The sequence below is a fragment of the Pseudarthrobacter sp. HLT1-7 genome, assembly GCF_059383435.1.
Genome location: NZ_JBWZCH010000010.1, coordinates 15,527 through 32,968, shown reverse-complemented (window position 1 = coordinate 32,968; position 17,442 = coordinate 15,527). Strand labels below are relative to the sequence as shown.

Genomic DNA, 17,442 nt, shown 5'->3' with positions numbered 1-17,442 from the left:
CAGCCGTGCCTCCCTGACTCGTTGCTCATTTGCTGACGCAGCCGATGGAGTCTTCACCCAGCGGGGAGGATGCCCCGTCACTGCGGACAATCATGACCTGGATGCAGCTGGGCTCCGCCGGATTGGCCGCCATTTCGGCCCTGGGCTCGGCGGTGGCCTGGTACGTCCCGTCGGCCTTGAGCGTGTGGACCCGCCATTTGTAACTGTCGCCGGGTTTCGGTTGCGGGTTGGTCCAGCTGAACAGGATCTTTCCCGTGGGCCCGGCCACGCCCACGACGTTCTTCGCGTCGGGAACGGTGCCGCTGTCCAGGGCATCCGCCGGCGGCTTGCTGACCTGGTCAGCGGCCCTGGGTGCCGGCTCGGGCCGCGTGGCGCCGGCGATGATGCCCAGTACGACGGCGGTCACCAGCACGGTGCCGCCGACGACTGACAGCATCAGGTTCCGGCGCCCGTGCCCGGCCGGGCGCTCCGCCCCGGTGCTCCCGCCGCTGACGCCTAAGGGAGCCGCCGCGCTGGCTCGGTTGACGGTCGCGGCGAGGTCGTCGTCGGGCGGGGCCGTCCGGGCGGCAGCCCCGGGAGGTCCGGGAGCGTCGAAGCCGGGCAGCGCCGGTGGGCGCCGGACGGTTGCGTGGTTGTTGGTGGTGTTGTGGTCAACGGTGGAGCCCGTGGAGCCCGAAGCGTCCTTCAGGATCCGGGCCGGGAAGGTCGGGGCCTGGCCGGTGGCATCCGGGTCGATCGAGGCGATGCTGCGGACGCGGGTTTCCTCGAAACCGTCGTCGGGGTGGCGTTCTTCCGGCCGCGGCTCTTCCAGGACCTCAAAGGGCGTGACGGCGAGGTTCAGTTGGGCCTGGACCCGCTGCAGGGCCAGGGCGAAAGCGTGGGCCGAGGAGTACCGTGCGGACGCTGACTTAGCCATCGCCGTCGCCAGGGCCAGTTCCAGAGACTGCGGCACATCGGCGCGTCCCAGTGTGGGCACCGGCGTGTTGGTGATCCGCGAGATCAGCTCGCGCTGGGAGTTGTCCGCGCCGGGCAGCACAAACGGCGAACGCCCGGCGAGCAGTGTGTAGAGCGTGGCGCCGAGCGCCCAGACGTCCACCAGGACGCCGTCGACGTGCTGGTCGGTGAACTGTTCGGGCGGGGACCAGGGGATGGACATGCCCGCGTCCTCGTCCGCGTCCCCGGCCAGCGTGCCGGAGATACCGAAGTCGGTGAGCGCGGGCCGGTTGTAGTCGGTAACCAGGATGTTGGCAGGCTTGATGTCGCGGTGCGCGATGCCGGCCCGGTGGGCGGTCTCGACGGCGGACGCCACCTGGATGCCCACCGTCAGCACCTCGTCCACGCTGAAGCGCTGCCGGCGGTAACGGACATCCAGGCTGGGCCGGGAGCAGTACTCCATGGCCAGGTAGGAGTGCCCGGCGTCGGTGATCTGGGCCTCGAAGATCGTCACGATATACGGGTGCGAGGACAGCTGCGCCATCAGGTTCGCTTCGGATTCGAAGCGGCGGCGCGCGCCCTCGGCCAGAAGGCTCGCCAGCAGCACCTTGACGGCCACCTTGCGGCGCGGCCGGTCCTGCTCGTAGAGGTAGACGTCGGAGAATCCACCGGACCCGAGCAGGCTGATGTAGGTGAAGCCTGGAATGACCGGCGGCGGGGCTACAGGTCGTTTTGAACTCACGGAATCTCCTCAAAGCGCAGCGAAATGCCGTCGCCTACGTCTGCGATGTCGCCGTCGAGCAGGATCGCCATTTCGCCCTGGGCCAGCCGCCGCGGGGGCTGGCCTTCGCGCACCAGGACGGTTCCGTTGGTGGCCTTGAGGTCACACAGCATAACGTGCCAGCCTTCCAGCCGGACCTCAACATGCGAGCGGGAGATGTCGCCGCCGGGGCTGGGCACCTGGACCAGCCTGGGCATCACTGCACCCTGGACACGGGATACCGAGGGCTGGCGCCCGACGATGAGCGACTGGTCGAGGTCGATCAGTTCGCCGGTGGACAACCTCATCCGCCCCAGCCGGGGGCGACGGACCTGGACCCCGTCGCCGGGCAGCGGCAGGCTGCAGCGGCCGCACTTCGAGTAGGTGGACGGGTTGGCGTGGCCCTGCGGGCAGACGCGGGCCAGCACCATGGGGCCGGTGCTGGGTTCCGGAATGCGCGGAGCCCCTGGCGCGGTTCTGGCTGGCAGGGACGGGCCTGCGGCGAGGTCGCCCTTCATGATCGTCTGGCCGTCGTGGTCCGCATCCGGCTCCGGCTGCGCGGCTGGTGCCTGCAGCTGACCGGGCGCCACCTTTGGCGGCGCCGCTTTTGGGGGCACTGCTGTCCGGGACGCCGACGACGACGAGCCGTTGCCTCCGGTGTGCCACGGCACGGAGTCGATCAGCCCGGCGGCGACCACCGGGCGCGGCGCGGCCGTCGGTCCCGGAGCTGCATCGGATTCCGCAGCCCCCTCCCCCGGGGCCGGGGCCGGCTGAGGGGTCGCGGGTTCCGGAGCAGATGGCGCCGGGGTGGAACTTCCGACGGCGGATTCCGCACCGGCGTCGGGGTCCTCGCGCACGGCGGCTTCCTCGATGGTGCGCATCACCGTCTGTTCCCAGAGGTGGTCGTAGCTGTCGGCCGGTTCCGGTTCCGGTTCGGCCTCCGGCTCCGGTTCGGCTTCCGGATCGGTTTCCGGATCGTCTTCCGGTTCGGCCTCCGGCTCCGATTCCTGCATGGTCCCGCCGAGGTCAGGGTCGAATTCCTCGTCCTCCTCGTCGAGCTCCAGCACGGTTTCGGCGGAGGCTCCGTGCTCGCCCGGTACAGCTGCGATGTCAACCTCGGCAATGGTGGGGACTTCGGGAGTCCGGACCACCTCGACCGCCGCGTCGGCTTCCGGCAGTGAGGCAGGCGCCACAGCAGACGCTGGGGCAGGCACCACGGCAGACGCCGCAGACGCCGCAGAACCGGAGAGGTCCATCCGCAGCCCCTGCAGCCGGACCACCCCGTCGCCCAGCGGCAAGTCCAGGGTAGATCCACCTGAAACGACGGCATCCGCACCCGCGCCGGGAATGCCCACGGCATAGCCGGCGGCCGAGACAAAGCGGCGTTCCGTCCAGGTGGTGACGTTGCGTCCGCTCAGTTCCATCGGCCCGGCGGGCATCTGGACCTTGAGGTCGATATCGCCGCGCAGGAACACGTGCATCGCGTTCCTGGCGTCCACGATCCCAAACCACGGCATCCGCGACAGGGAAACGCCCGAGGCCGAGGTCACGGCGTCCAGCACCTCAGCGGTTTCGGGCCCGGTGGCCAGCAGCTCCCACAGAGATTCCACCAGCGCGGGAGTGGTGTCCGGGGGCAGCAGCACCACGGTTCCGGAACGCACCAGCCCGAGCCAGGTCCCGGGCGTGTACCGGACCGCAGCCGGAGCGTTAACGCTTGCCATCATCCGCGCCCTTGCCAGGTTCGAAGCCAGCGCCAGGCTCGACGCCGGCGCCAGGTTTGATTCCGGAGCCACGCTCCGTGTCGGTGGCAGGCCCGGTGTCGGGTAGTGGCCCATTCGCGGACACCGCGTCGATCCCGTCAACCGCGCCGGTCCCGTTAACCGCTTCCCCGGCGGGGGCGATTTCCTGCACATCGGTCCGCGGCAGAGTGTCTTCGTCCGCCGCCGCCGCGGCGGTGCGCGGCGCTGTCAGGGCGGCGCCGTCGTCGTCGTTCGTGACGTTGGATGCGTCCAGCACGATGCAGGTGACGTTGTCCCGGCCGCCGCTGCGCAGGGCCGCCTGGATGAGTTCGTCCACAGCGGCCTGGGGGTCGGCCTGGGAGCGCAGGATCCGGGCGATGTGGTGGTCGCTCAGCTCACCGTTGAGCCCGTCGGAGCAGACCAGCATCCGGTCGCCCTCCTCGACGGGCAGGAGCCAGTAGTCGGCCTCGGCCCCTCCGCCGGCGCCCAGGGCCCGGGTGACCACGTGGCGGCGCGGGTGCACCGCGGCCTGGGCCTGGGTGATCTGCCCGGCGTCCACCAGTTCCTGCACCTCGGAGTGGTCCACACTGACCTGGCTGAGCCTGCCGTGGCTGAGCCGGTACGTGCGCGAGTCGCCGATGTTCAGGACCAGCCAGTACGGGACCCCCAGCTGTTCCACCACCACCACGCCGGACAGCGTGGTCCCGGCGCGGGAACCGGTGGCCTCGCGGATGCTCTCGTCAGCCATCAGCAGGTAATCCTGCACGACGCCGGCGGTGGCGTCCCGCTTCCCGCTCGCCAGCTGGGGGATCCGGGCGAGGGTCCGGACGCAGATGCCGCTCGCGATTTCGCCGGCCTCGTGCCCGCCCATGCCGTCGGCGACGGCGAACACGGGATCGGAGGCGATGTAGGAATCCTCGTTCATCTCACGGCGCAGGCCCCGGTCGGTGCCGTAGCCGCAGTTAAGCCGTAGGCCCAGGGGTGTCTCCACGGCGGGCGCTGCTGACTCAGCGGAGGGGGGAACGGCGGCCGGCTGGGAATTCATGCCTGTCCTAGGTAGAAGGAGCGGTCACCGAAGTGGACGGTGGAACCTGGGCGGACGTGGGTGGGCTCCCCCGCCGCCAGGGCGGTACGGATCCCGTCCGGTGTGGTGACAGCGCTGCCGTTGGTGGAGTTCCGGTCCGTGACCCATACTCCCCCGTTTCCGGCAAGCAGATGGAGGTGGGTCTTGGAAATGGACCGGCCGGGATCCGCGACCGGGATGAGCTGCACCAAGTCCTCGCCGGGGTGGCCGGCGGGGTTCCGGCCGACCAGCACGGTGCGGTCGAGTTCGATGTCGCGGCCGTCGTCGAGCCGGATCCGGAGCATGGCCACGGTGACCGGGGTGTGGGTGTCGCCGCGGACCTGGGTGCGGTCGTGGTCGTCGTCGGGGTGGGCTGCCGGTGTAGGCGCAGCCGGCTGTGTGGGAGGAGCGAAGGAGGCAGGCTGGACGACGACGGGCGCGGGCTGTGCCGCTACCGGCTGCGCGGTGATCGGCTGCGCGGTGATCGGCTGCGCGGCAACAGGCTGCGGTGCTGCGGGCGGCTGCCATTGGTTGGGGTTGTGCACGGCGGTGCCCGGCGCAGCGCTGTTGTTTGGCCCGGCGCCGCTCCCAAGACCGCCGCCGTTCCGGAGCCCGGCGCCCGCGAGCGGCGAGGCGACCTGCTGGACCGCCGGGAGGTCAAGGGGCGCGAAGCTGTACGGGCCCTGAATGCCGCCGGTGGTGATCGGATTGCGGCCGGCCACCACGTTAAAGACGAGGGTCTTGGCGGCGGTGTCGTGCCAGCCGCGGAGTTTTCCGTTGCGGTCCCACGCGCTGGACAGCACCACAAGGACAGCCCACGCCGAGCCAAGGACCAGCAGCGGCCCCAGCACCACCAAGGCGACGCCGAACCACTGGAAAATGACCAGAATGGCGGCCGCGACGACGGCCAGCAGGATGCCGGCGCCGGTGATGAGGCCGCGCAGGAAGACGGCGCCCCCGCCGGGGGCGTCGCCGTCGGCATCGGTGCTGCGGATCCCCATCAGGCGGTTGCCGGGGGTCACGCCGGAACGGGCTTCGAGCATCGCGAGGACGCCGATGTACACGAGGGTCAGCCCCACGCCGATGCCGCCCAGAATCACAACGGCGGACGTGTCGTACACGATCATGCCGCCGCTTTGGCTGCGGGTGATGCCGGCGAATCCGCTCGCGAACAGCACCGTGAGCACCACCAGGGCCGGCAGCCAGTCCAGCACCGCGGCACCGAACCGTTTTCCGGTGTCGGCGGGAACCAGCTCAAGCCTGCTTGGCATCAAAGGACCTCCCCCTTGTCCATGGCCCGTGACCGGGCCCTGCGTTACGGGGATACTACCGGGGATCGGGCCGGAGCGCCCGACGCCGGGGTTCCCGCCGCCCGCGGCCACTGCAGCCGCCGTGTCCGCACCCTGCGGCTGGGAAAGGTCCGGCGCGTTCCGGGAACTCCGCGCGGAGCGGTTGCTCAGGGGCGCACCGCAGGAGGTGCAGAAGGCGGCTCCCGGCCGGAGCGGCTGCTGACAGCGCGGGCAGCGCTCGGCGTCGTCGGTCATGGCTCGTTGCGGTTCTTCCTGGCGGTCTGGCTGGCGGCGGCTGCAGCAGCAGCGGCGGCGGCGGCGGCGGCATTGATGCGGGCCGCCGGCACCGGATCGGTCTCCACTCTACCGGCGGGCACTGTACCGGCAGTCCCAGTACCGGCCGACACTGTACCGGCAGTCCCAGTACCGGCGGACACTGTACCGGCGGGCTCACCCGACGGCGCCGCGGGCCGCCTCCGGCCGGGCAGCACGGGCCGGAGTCCACGCAGCCTGAGCGCGGCCCGGCCATCGGCCAGGAGGGAGCGCGGCGAGAACCGGGCCCGCTGCCGGCCCCAGAAACCAAGCGTCCCGGTCATTTCCTTGAGCGAGCCGTCCACGATCTCCCAGTACTGCGTCACCTCGTCCTCGCTCGGCTGGCCGGCGCCGAAGATCGCGGCGTCGGCACGGCGGGCCAGCAGAGTGGTGGTGCCTTGCGTCGCCGGGAACGCATCCGCGAGGACGACGGCGGACTCGCGCCGGGTGGCGCGCTGGTCCATCCCGGCGCCGAGGTCGGTGGCCAGGCTGAGAACCTCGTTCCAGCCGCCGCCCACACGCTGGGCCGGGTGGCCGTCGCTGAAGCGGGCCTTCCGGCGCCGGGATTTGAGCAGCGCGATCAGCAGCAGCGGCAGCGCCAGGATCGCCACGGGGATCAGCGCGAAGCCGATCGCCGCGAGGAGAGGGCCCCAGAACAGCCAGGGGTTGTTCTTCTTCTCGTCGGCGTCCAGCGCATCCGGCGCGGAATCCGGCGGGAGGTCCGCGGGTTCCTGCGGCGGGGGCGGCGGCTGCAGCACCTGCGGCTTGGGCTTGGACTTGTTCTCCGGATCCGGCGGGATGGGCACGTTGTCCTTGGGCGGGGTGGGGTCGAAAGACACCCAGCCCACGCGCTCGAACGCCACTTCCACCCAGGCGTGGACGTCTTTGCCTGTCATCTTTACCTCGCCGGCGCCGTTTTCCGGGCTCTTCGGATCCGGGTAGAAGCCCATCACCACACGCGATGGGATGCCCAGGTGGCGCAGCATCAGCGACATCGCGACGGCGTACTGTTCGTCGTCGCCGAGCATCTGCTTGGCCGTGAGCAGGCTGCGGATGCGGTTGGCGCCGTGGCCGGAGACGCTGGGCAGCTGGCCGTCGGCTATCAGGCCGTTGCTGAAGGCGCCCTTTTTCTGGAAATGCGCCTCGACCTGGCGCACCCGGTCGATCGCGGTGGGCGCGTCGGCGGCAAGGTCATTGGCCTGGGCACCGATCACGGGCGGGACCTCGGCCGGGTCCGGGAGGGACAGCCTGGCGAAGTCGTACTGGGTGAGCTGTCCGTGGTCCAGCCTGGCGGGGTCGGCCACCTGGACCCGGTAGGAATCGCCTTTGGCGAGTCCCTTGGTGGTCACGGCCGTGTCCGTTCCGGCGTTGAAGTACAGCCCCGCGGCGGCGCCCGATCCGTCGCGGGCGAAGCTGATTCCGGTGGTCCTGCTGCCGCCGGGAAGGAAGTAGCCCTGGTAGTCCTCGATCGTAATGTCGAGGGCGTAGTTTGTGCTCTGCACAATCCCGGTGGAGTCCGCGGGCGTGTTGATGGACTTCGCATCTCCCACCTTGCTGAAGCTGCCGGAGCCGTTCGGATCCATGTTGTAGTTGGTCCCGTTGAAGGAATCGAGGGCGGCGAGGCGCACCCGGGCGTCCTTGGGCAGGCCCTTCACTACGAACAGGCTGTCATCCTTCTGGTCCTTGACGAACGTGCGGAAGCTCGCCAGCGGGGTGACGTAGTCCTTGGGATCGAACGGCGGGACAATCGTGTTGCGCAGCACCCGGCGGTCATCCCCGGCGGTGACCAGCGGGGAGGCGACGGCGGTGATCCCGACGGCGGCCGCGATCACCGCTGCGGCGGTCCCCAGCCGGCGGAGCTTCGCCGCGCGGGCCGTGGCCTGGTCCGCCTCCAGCCGGTTGACGGAGACCTTGCGGGTGTCGCTGCGGCGGAGCACGTCACGGCGGAACGTGGCCCAAGCGATCGCGACGACGGTGAGCGAGATGCCCCGTTCCACCGTCAGGAAGCCCGCGTTGGTGCTGAAGGCGATGCCGGTGACGAACAGGACCAGCACCGGCAGCAGCGGCCAGTACGGGCTCTTGAGCCGCCAGATCAGCAGTCCGGCGGCGAGGGCGGTGATGAGGGAGCTCAGGAACGGCACAATCAGGGTGCCGCCGGCGGTCCCCACCGGCACACCCACGGTGAGCATGTCCTTCCACGCGAGCACCACGCCCAGCAGGAGGGTGCGCAGCGAGTCGAACGTGGGCAGCACGCCCGCGATCGAGGCGTCCGGGACGGCCAGGGCGGTGCCGAGGACGAGGTAGGCGCCGAGGGCCAGGGCGCTGGTGATGAGCAGGCCCAGGCGGAAGTGCACGTTGGCCGCGGCGACGGCCAGGCCCAGCAGGATGCCGCCGAAGCCCGCGATCAGATAGTAGGGGTCGCCGCCGAAGCTGAGGCTGAATCCGAGCACACCGAGGCCCAGCAGCAGGGTGAGGGCGCCGGCGTCGAGTGCGATATGCCAGAGCGGCTGGCCGTCCGCGAAGCCGTAAGGCTTCGGCTGGGGATTGCCGGCGGCGGCACCTCTGGCGGCACGCCGGGAGGTCCGAGGTGCGGTGCTCATGCGGCCGCCTTTCGCAGCACGATCGCCAGGTCCGACAGGTCGCCGAGGGTCAGTACGGTCAGGTCGCCGATGTTGGCCCGGGCCGGCGCGGCGCCGAGCTGGAGCCTGACGGCCAGGCTGCGCACGCCGACCGGCACCGAGGCCGAGGCGGAGCGCAGCTGGCCGGGGGTGATGTTGCTGCCCACCACGAGGAACACCACGGAGGCGTTGGGGACGGTGTCCGCGAGCGTCCGGGCAAGGTCGACGGCGGTCTTACGCAGCGGCGCCCCGACGATCCGGGTCATGTCATCAAGTAGATTGCGGCCGGTTTCGCAGCGCAGCGGGCCTTTCTGGGTCAGCACGTCGAGGTCGCGTTGTTCCCGGATGGCCTGCCGTCCGATCGAGGCGGCGGCGCAGATGGCCAGCTCGAACTCCTGTTCCGAGGCGTATTCGTCCGTGTTGACGGACAGCGAGATGGCGAGGTGGGCGCGGCGGGTTTCCTCGAACTGGCGGACCATCAGCTTGTTGGTCCGGGCCGTGGTCTTCCAGTGGATGTGCCGCCGGTCATCCCCCGGAACGTAGTCGCGCAGGGCATGGAAGGACACGTCCGCGCTGGAGAGCTCGGTGGTGGGCATACCCTCGAGGTCCCGGATGAACCCGGCGGCCGAACCGGCCAGCGCCACGGTCCTGGGGTGCACAAAGAGGTCCTCCGGTTCCGTCCACAGGACCTGGCGGCGGAGCAGGTGCAGCGGATCCGCGCGGACGGAGCGGACGGGGCCCACCACGATCACGGCGCGGCGTGCGGTGGGGATGGTGAACAGGTCCTCGTGGACCTGCTGCGGTTTCATCCGGGGCAGGTGGAACACGGCTGTGTTTCCCCCGACGGGAAGCTCCAGGTCAGCGGGCAGCAGCGGGCGCTCGGAGGTGTTGGAGACGGCGATGCTTCCGACGGCGCTGTCCCCCACCGCTACGCGGGTGCGGGCCAGATCCAGGACCACGCCGTAGGAGGAGCGGCCCAGGATGAAGCCGACGGCGAGGACGAACAGCACAAAGGCAGCGATCGCGGCGGCCTTGGCTTCCTGCCAGCCAAAAGCCTGGCCCACCGTCCAGAGCAGGATCGACGCGGCCAGCACGGACCAGCCCAGGACACTGACCACCGCCAGCACCGGCCACGCGTACCGCAGCCAGAGACCACGGACCGCGCCCCAGGCGGGCGCCAGGGCGAGGCCGGCGGTGCTGCCGGCCTCGGACCAGAGGGAGGCAGGATGCAGCCGGGTGGGCCTGCCGTCCCGGTGGAAGGGACGTTTCAGGCGGTCAGCCAGCCGGGTCAACGGAGTGCTGGTGGACATTGGGAGCCTTCGTTCGTGCTGGGATTCGTGGGTGCCGCAGTGCCGGTGGAGCTGGTGGCCAGTGGGGACCCGGCTACACGGAAGCGCGCTGCTGCGGCGCGGCGACGTCGGCCATGACGCGGGTCAGCACGGCGTCGGCCGTGGCGCCGGCGAACTCCGCTTCCGGGTCCATCACCAGGCGGTGCGTCCAGAGAACGGCGGCGATGTCCTTGACGTCGTCCGGCAGGACGAAGTTACGGCCCTGGCTGGCCGCCCAGACCTTGGCGGCTCGGACCATGGCGAGGGCGCCGCGGACGGAGACGCCGAGGCGGGTTTCCGGGGCGCTGCGGGTCTCTTCGCAAAGCCGGGAGATGTATTCCAGCACGGCGGTATCCACGTGCACGGTGGCGGCGAGGTCCGCCATGTCCGCGATCGCCTGGGTGGTGATGACGGCGGTGATGTCCTTGGACCGGTCCTTGAGGTTGGCGCCGCCGAGCAGCTGCACGGTGGAGGCGTGGTCCGGGTAGCCGATGGAGGTCTTGATCAGGAAGCGGTCCAGCTGGGCCTCCGGCAGGCGGTAGGTGCCGGCCTGCTCGATCGGGTTCTGGGTGGCCATCACCATAAAGGGCCGTCCCGCCTCGTAGGTGGTGCCGTCCACGGTGACGCGGGATTCCTCCATGACCTCCAGCAGCGCCGACTGGGTCTTGGGTGAGGCACGGTTGATTTCGTCGGCCAGGACGATGTTGTTGAAGATGGGGCCCTTGTGGAACTCGAACTTCTGCGTCTTCTGGTCATAGATAGTCACGCCCGTGACGTCCGAGGGCAGCAGGTCCGGGGTGAACTGGATGCGGTTATTGGAGCCCTGCACAGTCGCCGCGAGGGCGCGCGCCAGCGAGGTCTTGCCGGTGCCCGGGGCGTCCTCGAAGAGGACATGACCCTCGGCCAGCATCGCCATGAACGTCAACCGGATGACGTGGGCCTTGCCGAGCACGGCCTGGCCCACGTTGTCGACGAGTTTCTCGAAGGTGCCGGAAAACCATTCGGCCTGTTCGGTGGTCATGGTCATGGGGTGGTCCTGTTCTGTCTCTGGTGAAGGTTCTTAGTGCGCCGCCGCCGGGGCATCCCGCGATGTCCGGCGGCGGCTAGTTTATCGGCTGACATCAGCAGCCGCCGGGCCGCGGTCCGTAAAGATCCACTGTGGTGGACTTGACGAACCAGCCCGGGTGGCTGCCCTGGGTCACGCGATACCAGGGGGTGCCGTTGTTGTAGATGTCCTTGGTGCAGTTGATGTTGAGCCTGCCCTCGGTCCGTTCCACCCAGCCGGCGCCGCAATCCTTGGGCGGGCCGTCGCTGTAGGAATCCCTGACGCCCGGCTGGCCGGGGCACGTCCGGACGGTGGAGGCTTCCACCTGGATCTGGGACAGCGGCGGGGTCGGGTCTGCCCCGGAACGGGCCGTGGCGGTATCGTTACCGCTGCAATCCTTGATCCCGTCCGTCCCGTTGCAGGCGCGGACCTTCAGGCTGTGGTCCTGGCTCCAGCCGCCGGCGTTGCGGTCGTAGCGGCGGTCCAGGCCGACGCTTGTCCAGCCGGTGTTGTCGTAGTTCACTTCGTACCTGTTAATGGGCCGCCCGTTGGCATTCGGCTCCGTCCAGGTCCAGTGCACCTGGCCATCCCCGACGCCGGAGGTACCGCCGGTGACCCTGGGCGCTTCCGGCGGGCCATAAGGCACGGCCGAACCGATCGCTTTCCCGTCGCCGGCCACGTTGTTCTTCGTGGAGGTGGCAATGATGTTGACGGTGACGTTCTGGCCGTTCGGCTGGCCGGTGATGGTGCCGCCGCCGGCGCTGATCGGGCCCGAGCCATAGGCCGTGGACCAGCGGTAGCTGATCTCCGTATCCTGGGAGCCGTTGCGCTGGGCCGGGGTGAGCGGCGTAAACGTCACGGTCAGCTGACCGTTGCTTCCCGGCGCCGATACGGTCCCGCTCGTGACGGTGCCGGGCTTGCCTGCTGCCCGGATCCGCGCGGACTGCGGACTCACACCGGACGTGCCGGCCTTGTTGGTGGCCGAGACGGTGAACGTGTAGTCCGCCTCGGAGTTGTCCACCGTGACGTTTTGCGAGGTGCCGGAAACCTGCTGGCTCCCCACGGCGGCCCCGCCGCGCAGCGTGGTCAGGGTGTACGCCGAGATGGCGTCGCCGTTGTTGTTCGGCGCCGGCCAGGAGACCTTAAGCTGGCTCTGCGCGCCCACGGAACCGGCCTGGCTGGAGCTCGGAGCCGCCGGGGTCACCGGCACCCCGGCCGGAATTTCCGCAGCCGAGTAGGCGCTCCATTCGGACGGATCCTTCGCGTCGTTCCGGGCCAAGACGCGGACCTTGTAGGCCACGCCGTTCCTGAGGCCCTTCCAGGCGTAGCTCACAGAGGTGAGGTTCTGGACCTGGGCGTTCTGCCCGGCCGGTGCCGGCGAGATCTCCAGGTCGTAGCTCTTCACGGGCGAGCCCTTGGACGCCGGGGCCACCCACGTGACCGTGAGCTGCTGGTCGCCGAACTTCAACGCCGCCGCGGCCGGAGTGTCCGGCTTGACATCCGGGCGCACCTCGGCCGAGGCCGGGGAGCGCTCCGATTCGCCGAACTCGTTGCTGGCGGTGACCTGGAAGTGGTACTTGGCGTTGTTGCTCAGCCCGTTGAGGGTGCAGGAGTTGGCCGGGCAGTCCTGGCGGTAGCCGCCTTCGCCGTAGACCGTGTACCTGGTGATCGGGGAGCCTCGGTCCGCCGGGGCACTCCAGTTCAGCAGGGCGGTCCGGTCCCCCACACTCTGCGCCTGGGGTGTGGCCGGAGCAAGGGGCTTGTCCTTGACCGTCAGCCGGACCCGGGCCGTCGCGTAACGGGAGGATTCCGCGGTCTTGTCGGAAACCGTGTACGCAACAATCAGGGTTCCGGAGAAGCCCGCAGCGGGGGTCACCGTCACGGCGTCGCCGTTGACCGCTGCGCTCCCCTGACCGGTCTCGGTGACGGCAGAGATGATCTTCAGCGCTGAATCCGGGAACGGGTTGGCGTCGTTCTCCAGCACCCGGACGGTGACGGGCTTGCCGGCGGCGGCGTTGGGTTCCAGGTCGTCGTTGGCCACCGGCTTGGGCCGGTTGGAGGCCGTCACGGCCAGCTGGTAGGTGGCAGTAGCCTCCAGCCCCCGCGGGTCTTTGGCCTTGATCTGGACGGCGCCGGTGGTTCCGGCGGCGGTGCCGTCCTTCGCCGCGGCCTTCAGCGTCTTTCCGTCAAGGCTCGCGTTGAATCCTGCGGGGACATTGCCCACCAGCTCGTACTTCATCCGGTCCAGATCGCCGTCGTCCGGGTCCGTGGTGAGCCGGGCCAGGTCGGTGGTGGTGGAGTCCGACTTGGGTACCTCCACCTGGCTGCCCAGCAGCACGGGCGGGTTGTTCCGGTTGGGGTCCGGCAGCACCTTGGTGCGGATGCTCAGGGTCGCCTTGAGGCCGGCGGGATCGTCCGGGCCTGAGCCGTCCGTGACTTCAAAGCTGAGCGAGCCCGGGCCCACGTAGTCCTTGCCCGCGGTGTACTTCAGCGCAGTGCCGTTATTGGCCACCGGGTCTGATCCGTCGGCACCGATCAGTTTGATCCGGTCCGTCTGGGTCAGGCGAGGCGAGCGTCCGTCGCGGACCTTGACCCATTCCTTAAGATCCACGGTGACGGACTGCCCGGCTACAACCTCGATGACCTCGTCCTTGGCCAGGGTGGGTACCTGCTGCCCCAGCCCCGGGACCCAGATGATCGCGGTGGACTTCTGCCCGTCCACGTCTTCCGCGGTGTACGGGATGAGCTGCGGCTGTTCGGTCAGCTCCACGATCATGGTGCCCTCGGTACCGGGCCGGGCGGTCTTGGCTTCGGTGGCGATCTTGAGGTTTTCGCCGACGCCGTCGGGGTCCTCGTCGTTTTTGAGCACGGGCACGTCGACGGCGGTCCTGCCGAGGGTCTGCGCCGACGTCACCCGGTCGTCCCGTGCGATCGGGGCCAGCAGCGGCACATCTTTCTGCACTTTGACTGCGATGGCGGCCTGGGCCGTGGCGCCCCGGTCATCGGCCACGGTGTAGCGGACGTTGACGGTGCCTTCCTCGCCCGGCGCCTGCAGGATGATGCGGCCGCTTTGTTTGCTGACGGTGGCCTGGAGTTCGGCGGCAGCCTCGATGCCGTCGCCGAGGATCCGGATGGGGTCGCCGTCGGGATCGGTGTCGTTGCCGGTCGCGTCGACGGCGATCTGGCGGCCCGGCCGGACCTTGACCTCGTCGTCCACCGGGGTGGGCTTTTGATTCGTGTCCCCGCGCGGGGCGATGCCCACGGTCACGGTGCCGGTGTTGACGGCGCCCTGCCGGTCCACCACCTTGTAGCGGAAGGTGTCCGTGCCGGCGCCGTCGCCGGCGGCGGTGAAGTCGATGAAATTGCTGCCCACGGTGGCGGTGCCCAACGCGGGCGTGCTGTCGATGCCGGTCAGCTGGACCGAGTCGCCGTCGGGGTCGATCCCGTCCAGTTCCACCGGGATCCGTACGGAACCGGCGGCCACCACCCGCGCCGTGAGGTTTTTCGGCTGCGGCCGGGAGTTCTCGGCGCCTTCCAGCGGCAGGATGTGGACGGTGACGGCCGCCGCGCTCTTCTGCCCCTGCGGGTCCACGGCGTTGTAGATGGCGCGGACCGTCTTGGGGACCGGGCCGGCGATGAAGCGGAGCGAGTCTTCGGAGACGAAGCTCTTGCCGTCAGCCGCCGGAACGCCCTGCGGGAGCACCGGGTCAACGGTCAGTTTCTCGCCCTGCGGGTGGGTATCGTTGGCCAGCACCGGGATGGTGACCACGTCGTTGACCCGCACATTCACCTCGTCCGGTTTGGGCTGCGGGGCCTCGACGACGACGGGGGCCGGGACGGGGACCACGGAGACGCTGCCGGTGGCCGACTTGGTGCCGTTGGACATGGTGTAGCGGAAGGTGAACGGGTCCTTGGTACCCACCACATCGGTGATCCGCAGGACGCTGTGATCGATCACGCTGACCGAAGCGGTGGAGTTTTCCTGCAGCTGCACGGACTGCAGGACCAGCACTCCCCCGGAGGGATCGGAGTCATTGGCCAGCGGGTCCAGCAGGACGCTGCCGCCCACCGGCAGGAGGGCCACATCGTGCACGGCGACCGGGTTGCCGGTGTCCTTGCCGGATTCGACGTCCACCCGGATCAGGCCCTGGCTGCTTTGCGGGCCGTTGCTGGCGATGTACGTCAGATAAACGGGGCCGGGGGTGTCGCTGCGGAAAGTGAACGTGCCGCCGTCGGTCACGGGGCCCAGCTGCGCCGTGCCGGCGGCTTCCACCTGGGCGAGGCGCAGCGCACCGCCGTTGGGATCGACGTCGTTCTTCAGCGGAGCGATCACGAGGTCCTGGCCCACCACGGCGGTCACGTGGTCCGCATTGACCACCGGTTGCAGGGCGCCGGGCGGCTGCACGTTCACCACAACCTTGCCGGTGGTGGTGGCGCGGCCGTCCCAGACGGACACGGTGACGGATTTTTTGCCCGGCGCGGCACCGGAGTCCTGGTAGGTGAGGAGCCCGTCGCGGCGGATTTTGACCTGGTCCTGGTCATTGTCCGCCGTGGCGTCCATCAGCACCAGGTCGTCGCCGTCCGGGTCGGTCCAGTCGGTGAGGATGTTCTGGCTGACCGATTTGCCCTGCTCCACCAGCATGGTGGTGGGGTCGCCGCGTTTGAACAGCGGCGGCTTATTCTCGTCCGGGCCCACCACATTGAGCGTGACGCTGCCGGCGGCGGTGAGGCCGCGGCCGTCGGCGGCGTTGTAGGCAAGGGTTTCGGTGCCGGGCTTGGCCTCCGCCGGCACGGTGATCTGGAAGGCCGTGCCGCCGTAGATGTTTTCGAGGCTGCCCGCTTTCGGGCCGGCGTTGCCGACGCCGGCCGTGAGGACGTCGCCGTCGGGGTCCGAGTCGTTGTCCAGCACGGACAGGATGGTGGTGCGTCCCGGGCGGACGCCGACGGCGTCGGGCTTGGTTTCCGGCGGCCGGTTCGGTTTGGTGCGGTCCGGCAGGATGTTGATGGTGTTGTTGTCCGCCGACTCCTGGTCCTGGTCCTTGGACTGGTTCTTGGGCGGGACAACGTCGTCCCAGTTGTTGACCAGCTGCATGTTCTGGTTGACCAGCCACACGTTGCCGGAGTTCACGTCGTTGAGGACCACCAGGTCCCGGTTGACCCGGAAAGCGTACGACGGCGACGCGGACGCCTTGGGAACCGCGACGGTCTTATCATCCGCGTCATTCACACAATCGCGGACATACTTGTTCGCCCCGGACCACGCCGCATGGATGCAGCCGCCCAGCTGCACCGGCGCCGCGGGAACACCCTGCCCGCCGAAGGTGACGGTCTTCGCCGTCGAACCGTCCAGCGGCTGCTTCAACAGCGCCTTGGGGGTGGCAATCGCGACGGCGTCCGCCGCCGGGCCGGAAAGCTGCAGCTTCGCTTCGCGGGCGTCGGCCAGGGCCAGTTCCCGCCCGCCGGGCAGGAACAACTTCCCCCGGCCGGCGTCGAGCACCACCGGCTGGTCCCCCACGACGGCCAGCTGCAGGTCCCCAGCGCCTCTAAGCCCGTCCCAGGTGCTGGCTTTCGTCTCTTTGGCCGTGCCGTCGGCGTCCACCGAGGTCACCGTGATCTGTCCGGTTTTCGGCTCCGCGCTGTAGATCCGGTCATCGGACCCCACCGCCGAGACGGTCCCCTCCGAGCCTTTCAGGACCGGCTCGGAATTTTCCTCGTCGAAGCCGTTGACCGTGGCGGGCGAGAGTGCCCACACCGTGCCCTTGGCCGCATCCGTCAGGGAAATGACCTTCGAGCCGAAGCTCACCTCCGCCGAGCCGGGAAGTTTCTTGTCCCCGCCCAGCCGCATCTGGGCTGCCGACACCTGGTTCAGGGTGGACCCGGAGCTGTCGTCGACAAACACGGTTCCGGCATCCTGGAGCACGTCAAAGGTGGAGCTCGCCGGCGTGACGGCACCGTCCAGGACGCGGGAGGGATAGTTCAGCCGGCCCACCGCATTCTTGGACTTCGAGACCACCCACACGCCGCCGTCGTTCAACTCCACCTCGGTGGTCTTGAACCCCGGGTAGATGATGGCGCCGGTGATGAGCACCGCCGCCACGGAGGCGATGGCGGTACCGGTGATGAGCTTTTTGCGCCGTTTCGTCAATCCCGGCTTCCCCAACGTGCCAAACAGACGTCCCACAGCTTCAGATTTCCCTCAACATTGCATCGTGTTTCCCCCGGCAGGCCCGAGACAAGGCCGCCCACTCCCCGCGACAGCCTACCGAATGTTCCGGGAGCGCGCGATGGGGAGGACTCCCCGCCGATTGCCTACTGCGGTGTCGGGACACGTTTCCGCGGCGGGGTTCGGCGCGGG

At 69.5% G+C, this 17,442-nt stretch carries 8 protein-coding genes; all 8 read right to left on the bottom strand.

Annotated elements, in window-relative coordinates; genetic code table 11:
* Positions 1 to 25 precede the first annotated feature (25 nt).
* Entirely contained in the window at positions 26 to 1,675 is a 1,650-nt protein-coding gene (locus AC50X6_RS11225) for a serine/threonine-protein kinase (RefSeq protein ID WP_494966292.1), read from the bottom strand.
* Positions 1,672 to 3,414, bottom strand: a complete 1,743-nt coding sequence (locus AC50X6_RS11220) for an FHA domain-containing protein (RefSeq protein WP_494966291.1) — start codon at positions 3,412 to 3,414, stop codon at positions 1,672 to 1,674. The genes AC50X6_RS11225 and AC50X6_RS11220 overlap by 4 nt, the downstream gene beginning before the upstream one ends.
* Positions 3,401 to 4,477: a PP2C family protein-serine/threonine phosphatase gene (locus AC50X6_RS11215; RefSeq protein WP_494966290.1), complete on the bottom strand. Its 1,077-nt coding sequence runs from the start codon at positions 4,475 to 4,477 to the stop codon at positions 3,401 to 3,403. The genes AC50X6_RS11220 and AC50X6_RS11215 overlap by 14 nt, the downstream gene beginning before the upstream one ends.
* On the bottom strand, positions 4,474 to 6,039 hold the full coding sequence (locus AC50X6_RS11210) for an RDD family protein (RefSeq protein WP_494966289.1): 1,566 nt from the start codon (positions 6,037 to 6,039) through the stop codon (positions 4,474 to 4,476). Before AC50X6_RS11210 ends, AC50X6_RS11215 begins: the two co-directional genes overlap by 4 nt.
* Positions 6,036 to 8,696, bottom strand: coding sequence for a transglutaminase TgpA family protein (locus AC50X6_RS11205; protein ID WP_494966288.1), 2,661 nt, complete (start codon positions 8,694 to 8,696; stop codon positions 6,036 to 6,038). The genes AC50X6_RS11210 and AC50X6_RS11205 overlap by 4 nt, the downstream gene beginning before the upstream one ends.
* Positions 8,693 to 10,024, bottom strand: a complete 1,332-nt coding sequence (locus tag AC50X6_RS11200; protein WP_494966287.1) for a DUF58 domain-containing protein — start codon at positions 10,022 to 10,024, stop codon at positions 8,693 to 8,695. Before AC50X6_RS11200 ends, AC50X6_RS11205 begins: the two co-directional genes overlap by 4 nt.
* 73 nt (positions 10,025 to 10,097) lie before the next feature.
* Positions 10,098 to 11,069: an AAA family ATPase gene (locus AC50X6_RS11195; protein WP_494966286.1), complete on the bottom strand. Its 972-nt coding sequence runs from the start codon at positions 11,067 to 11,069 to the stop codon at positions 10,098 to 10,100.
* 94 nt (positions 11,070 to 11,163) lie between these two features.
* Positions 11,164 to 17,232: an Ig-like domain-containing protein gene (locus tag AC50X6_RS11190; protein WP_494966285.1), complete on the bottom strand. Its 6,069-nt coding sequence runs from the start codon at positions 17,230 to 17,232 to the stop codon at positions 11,164 to 11,166.
* Positions 17,233 to 17,442 lie beyond the last annotated feature (210 nt).

Bases quoted from the DNA above. Each gene is read 5' to 3' on its own strand.
- AC50X6_RS11205 (WP_494966288.1), bottom strand. From the start codon at position 8,696: ATGAGCACCGCACCTCGGACCTCCCGGCGTGCCGCCAGAGGTGCCGCC.
- AC50X6_RS11195 (WP_494966286.1), bottom strand. From the start codon at position 11,069: ATGACCATGACCACCGAACAGGCCGAATGGTTTTCCGGCACCTTCGAG.
- AC50X6_RS11220 (WP_494966291.1), bottom strand. From the start codon at position 3,414: ATGGCAAGCGTTAACGCTCCGGCTGCGGTCCGGTACACGCCCGGGACC.
- AC50X6_RS11215 (WP_494966290.1), bottom strand. From the start codon at position 4,477: ATGAATTCCCAGCCGGCCGCCGTTCCCCCCTCCGCTGAGTCAGCAGCG.
- AC50X6_RS11210 (WP_494966289.1), bottom strand. From the start codon at position 6,039: ATGACCGACGACGCCGAGCGCTGCCCGCGCTGTCAGCAGCCGCTCCGG.
- AC50X6_RS11200 (WP_494966287.1), bottom strand. From the start codon at position 10,024: ATGTCCACCAGCACTCCGTTGACCCGGCTGGCTGACCGCCTGAAACGT.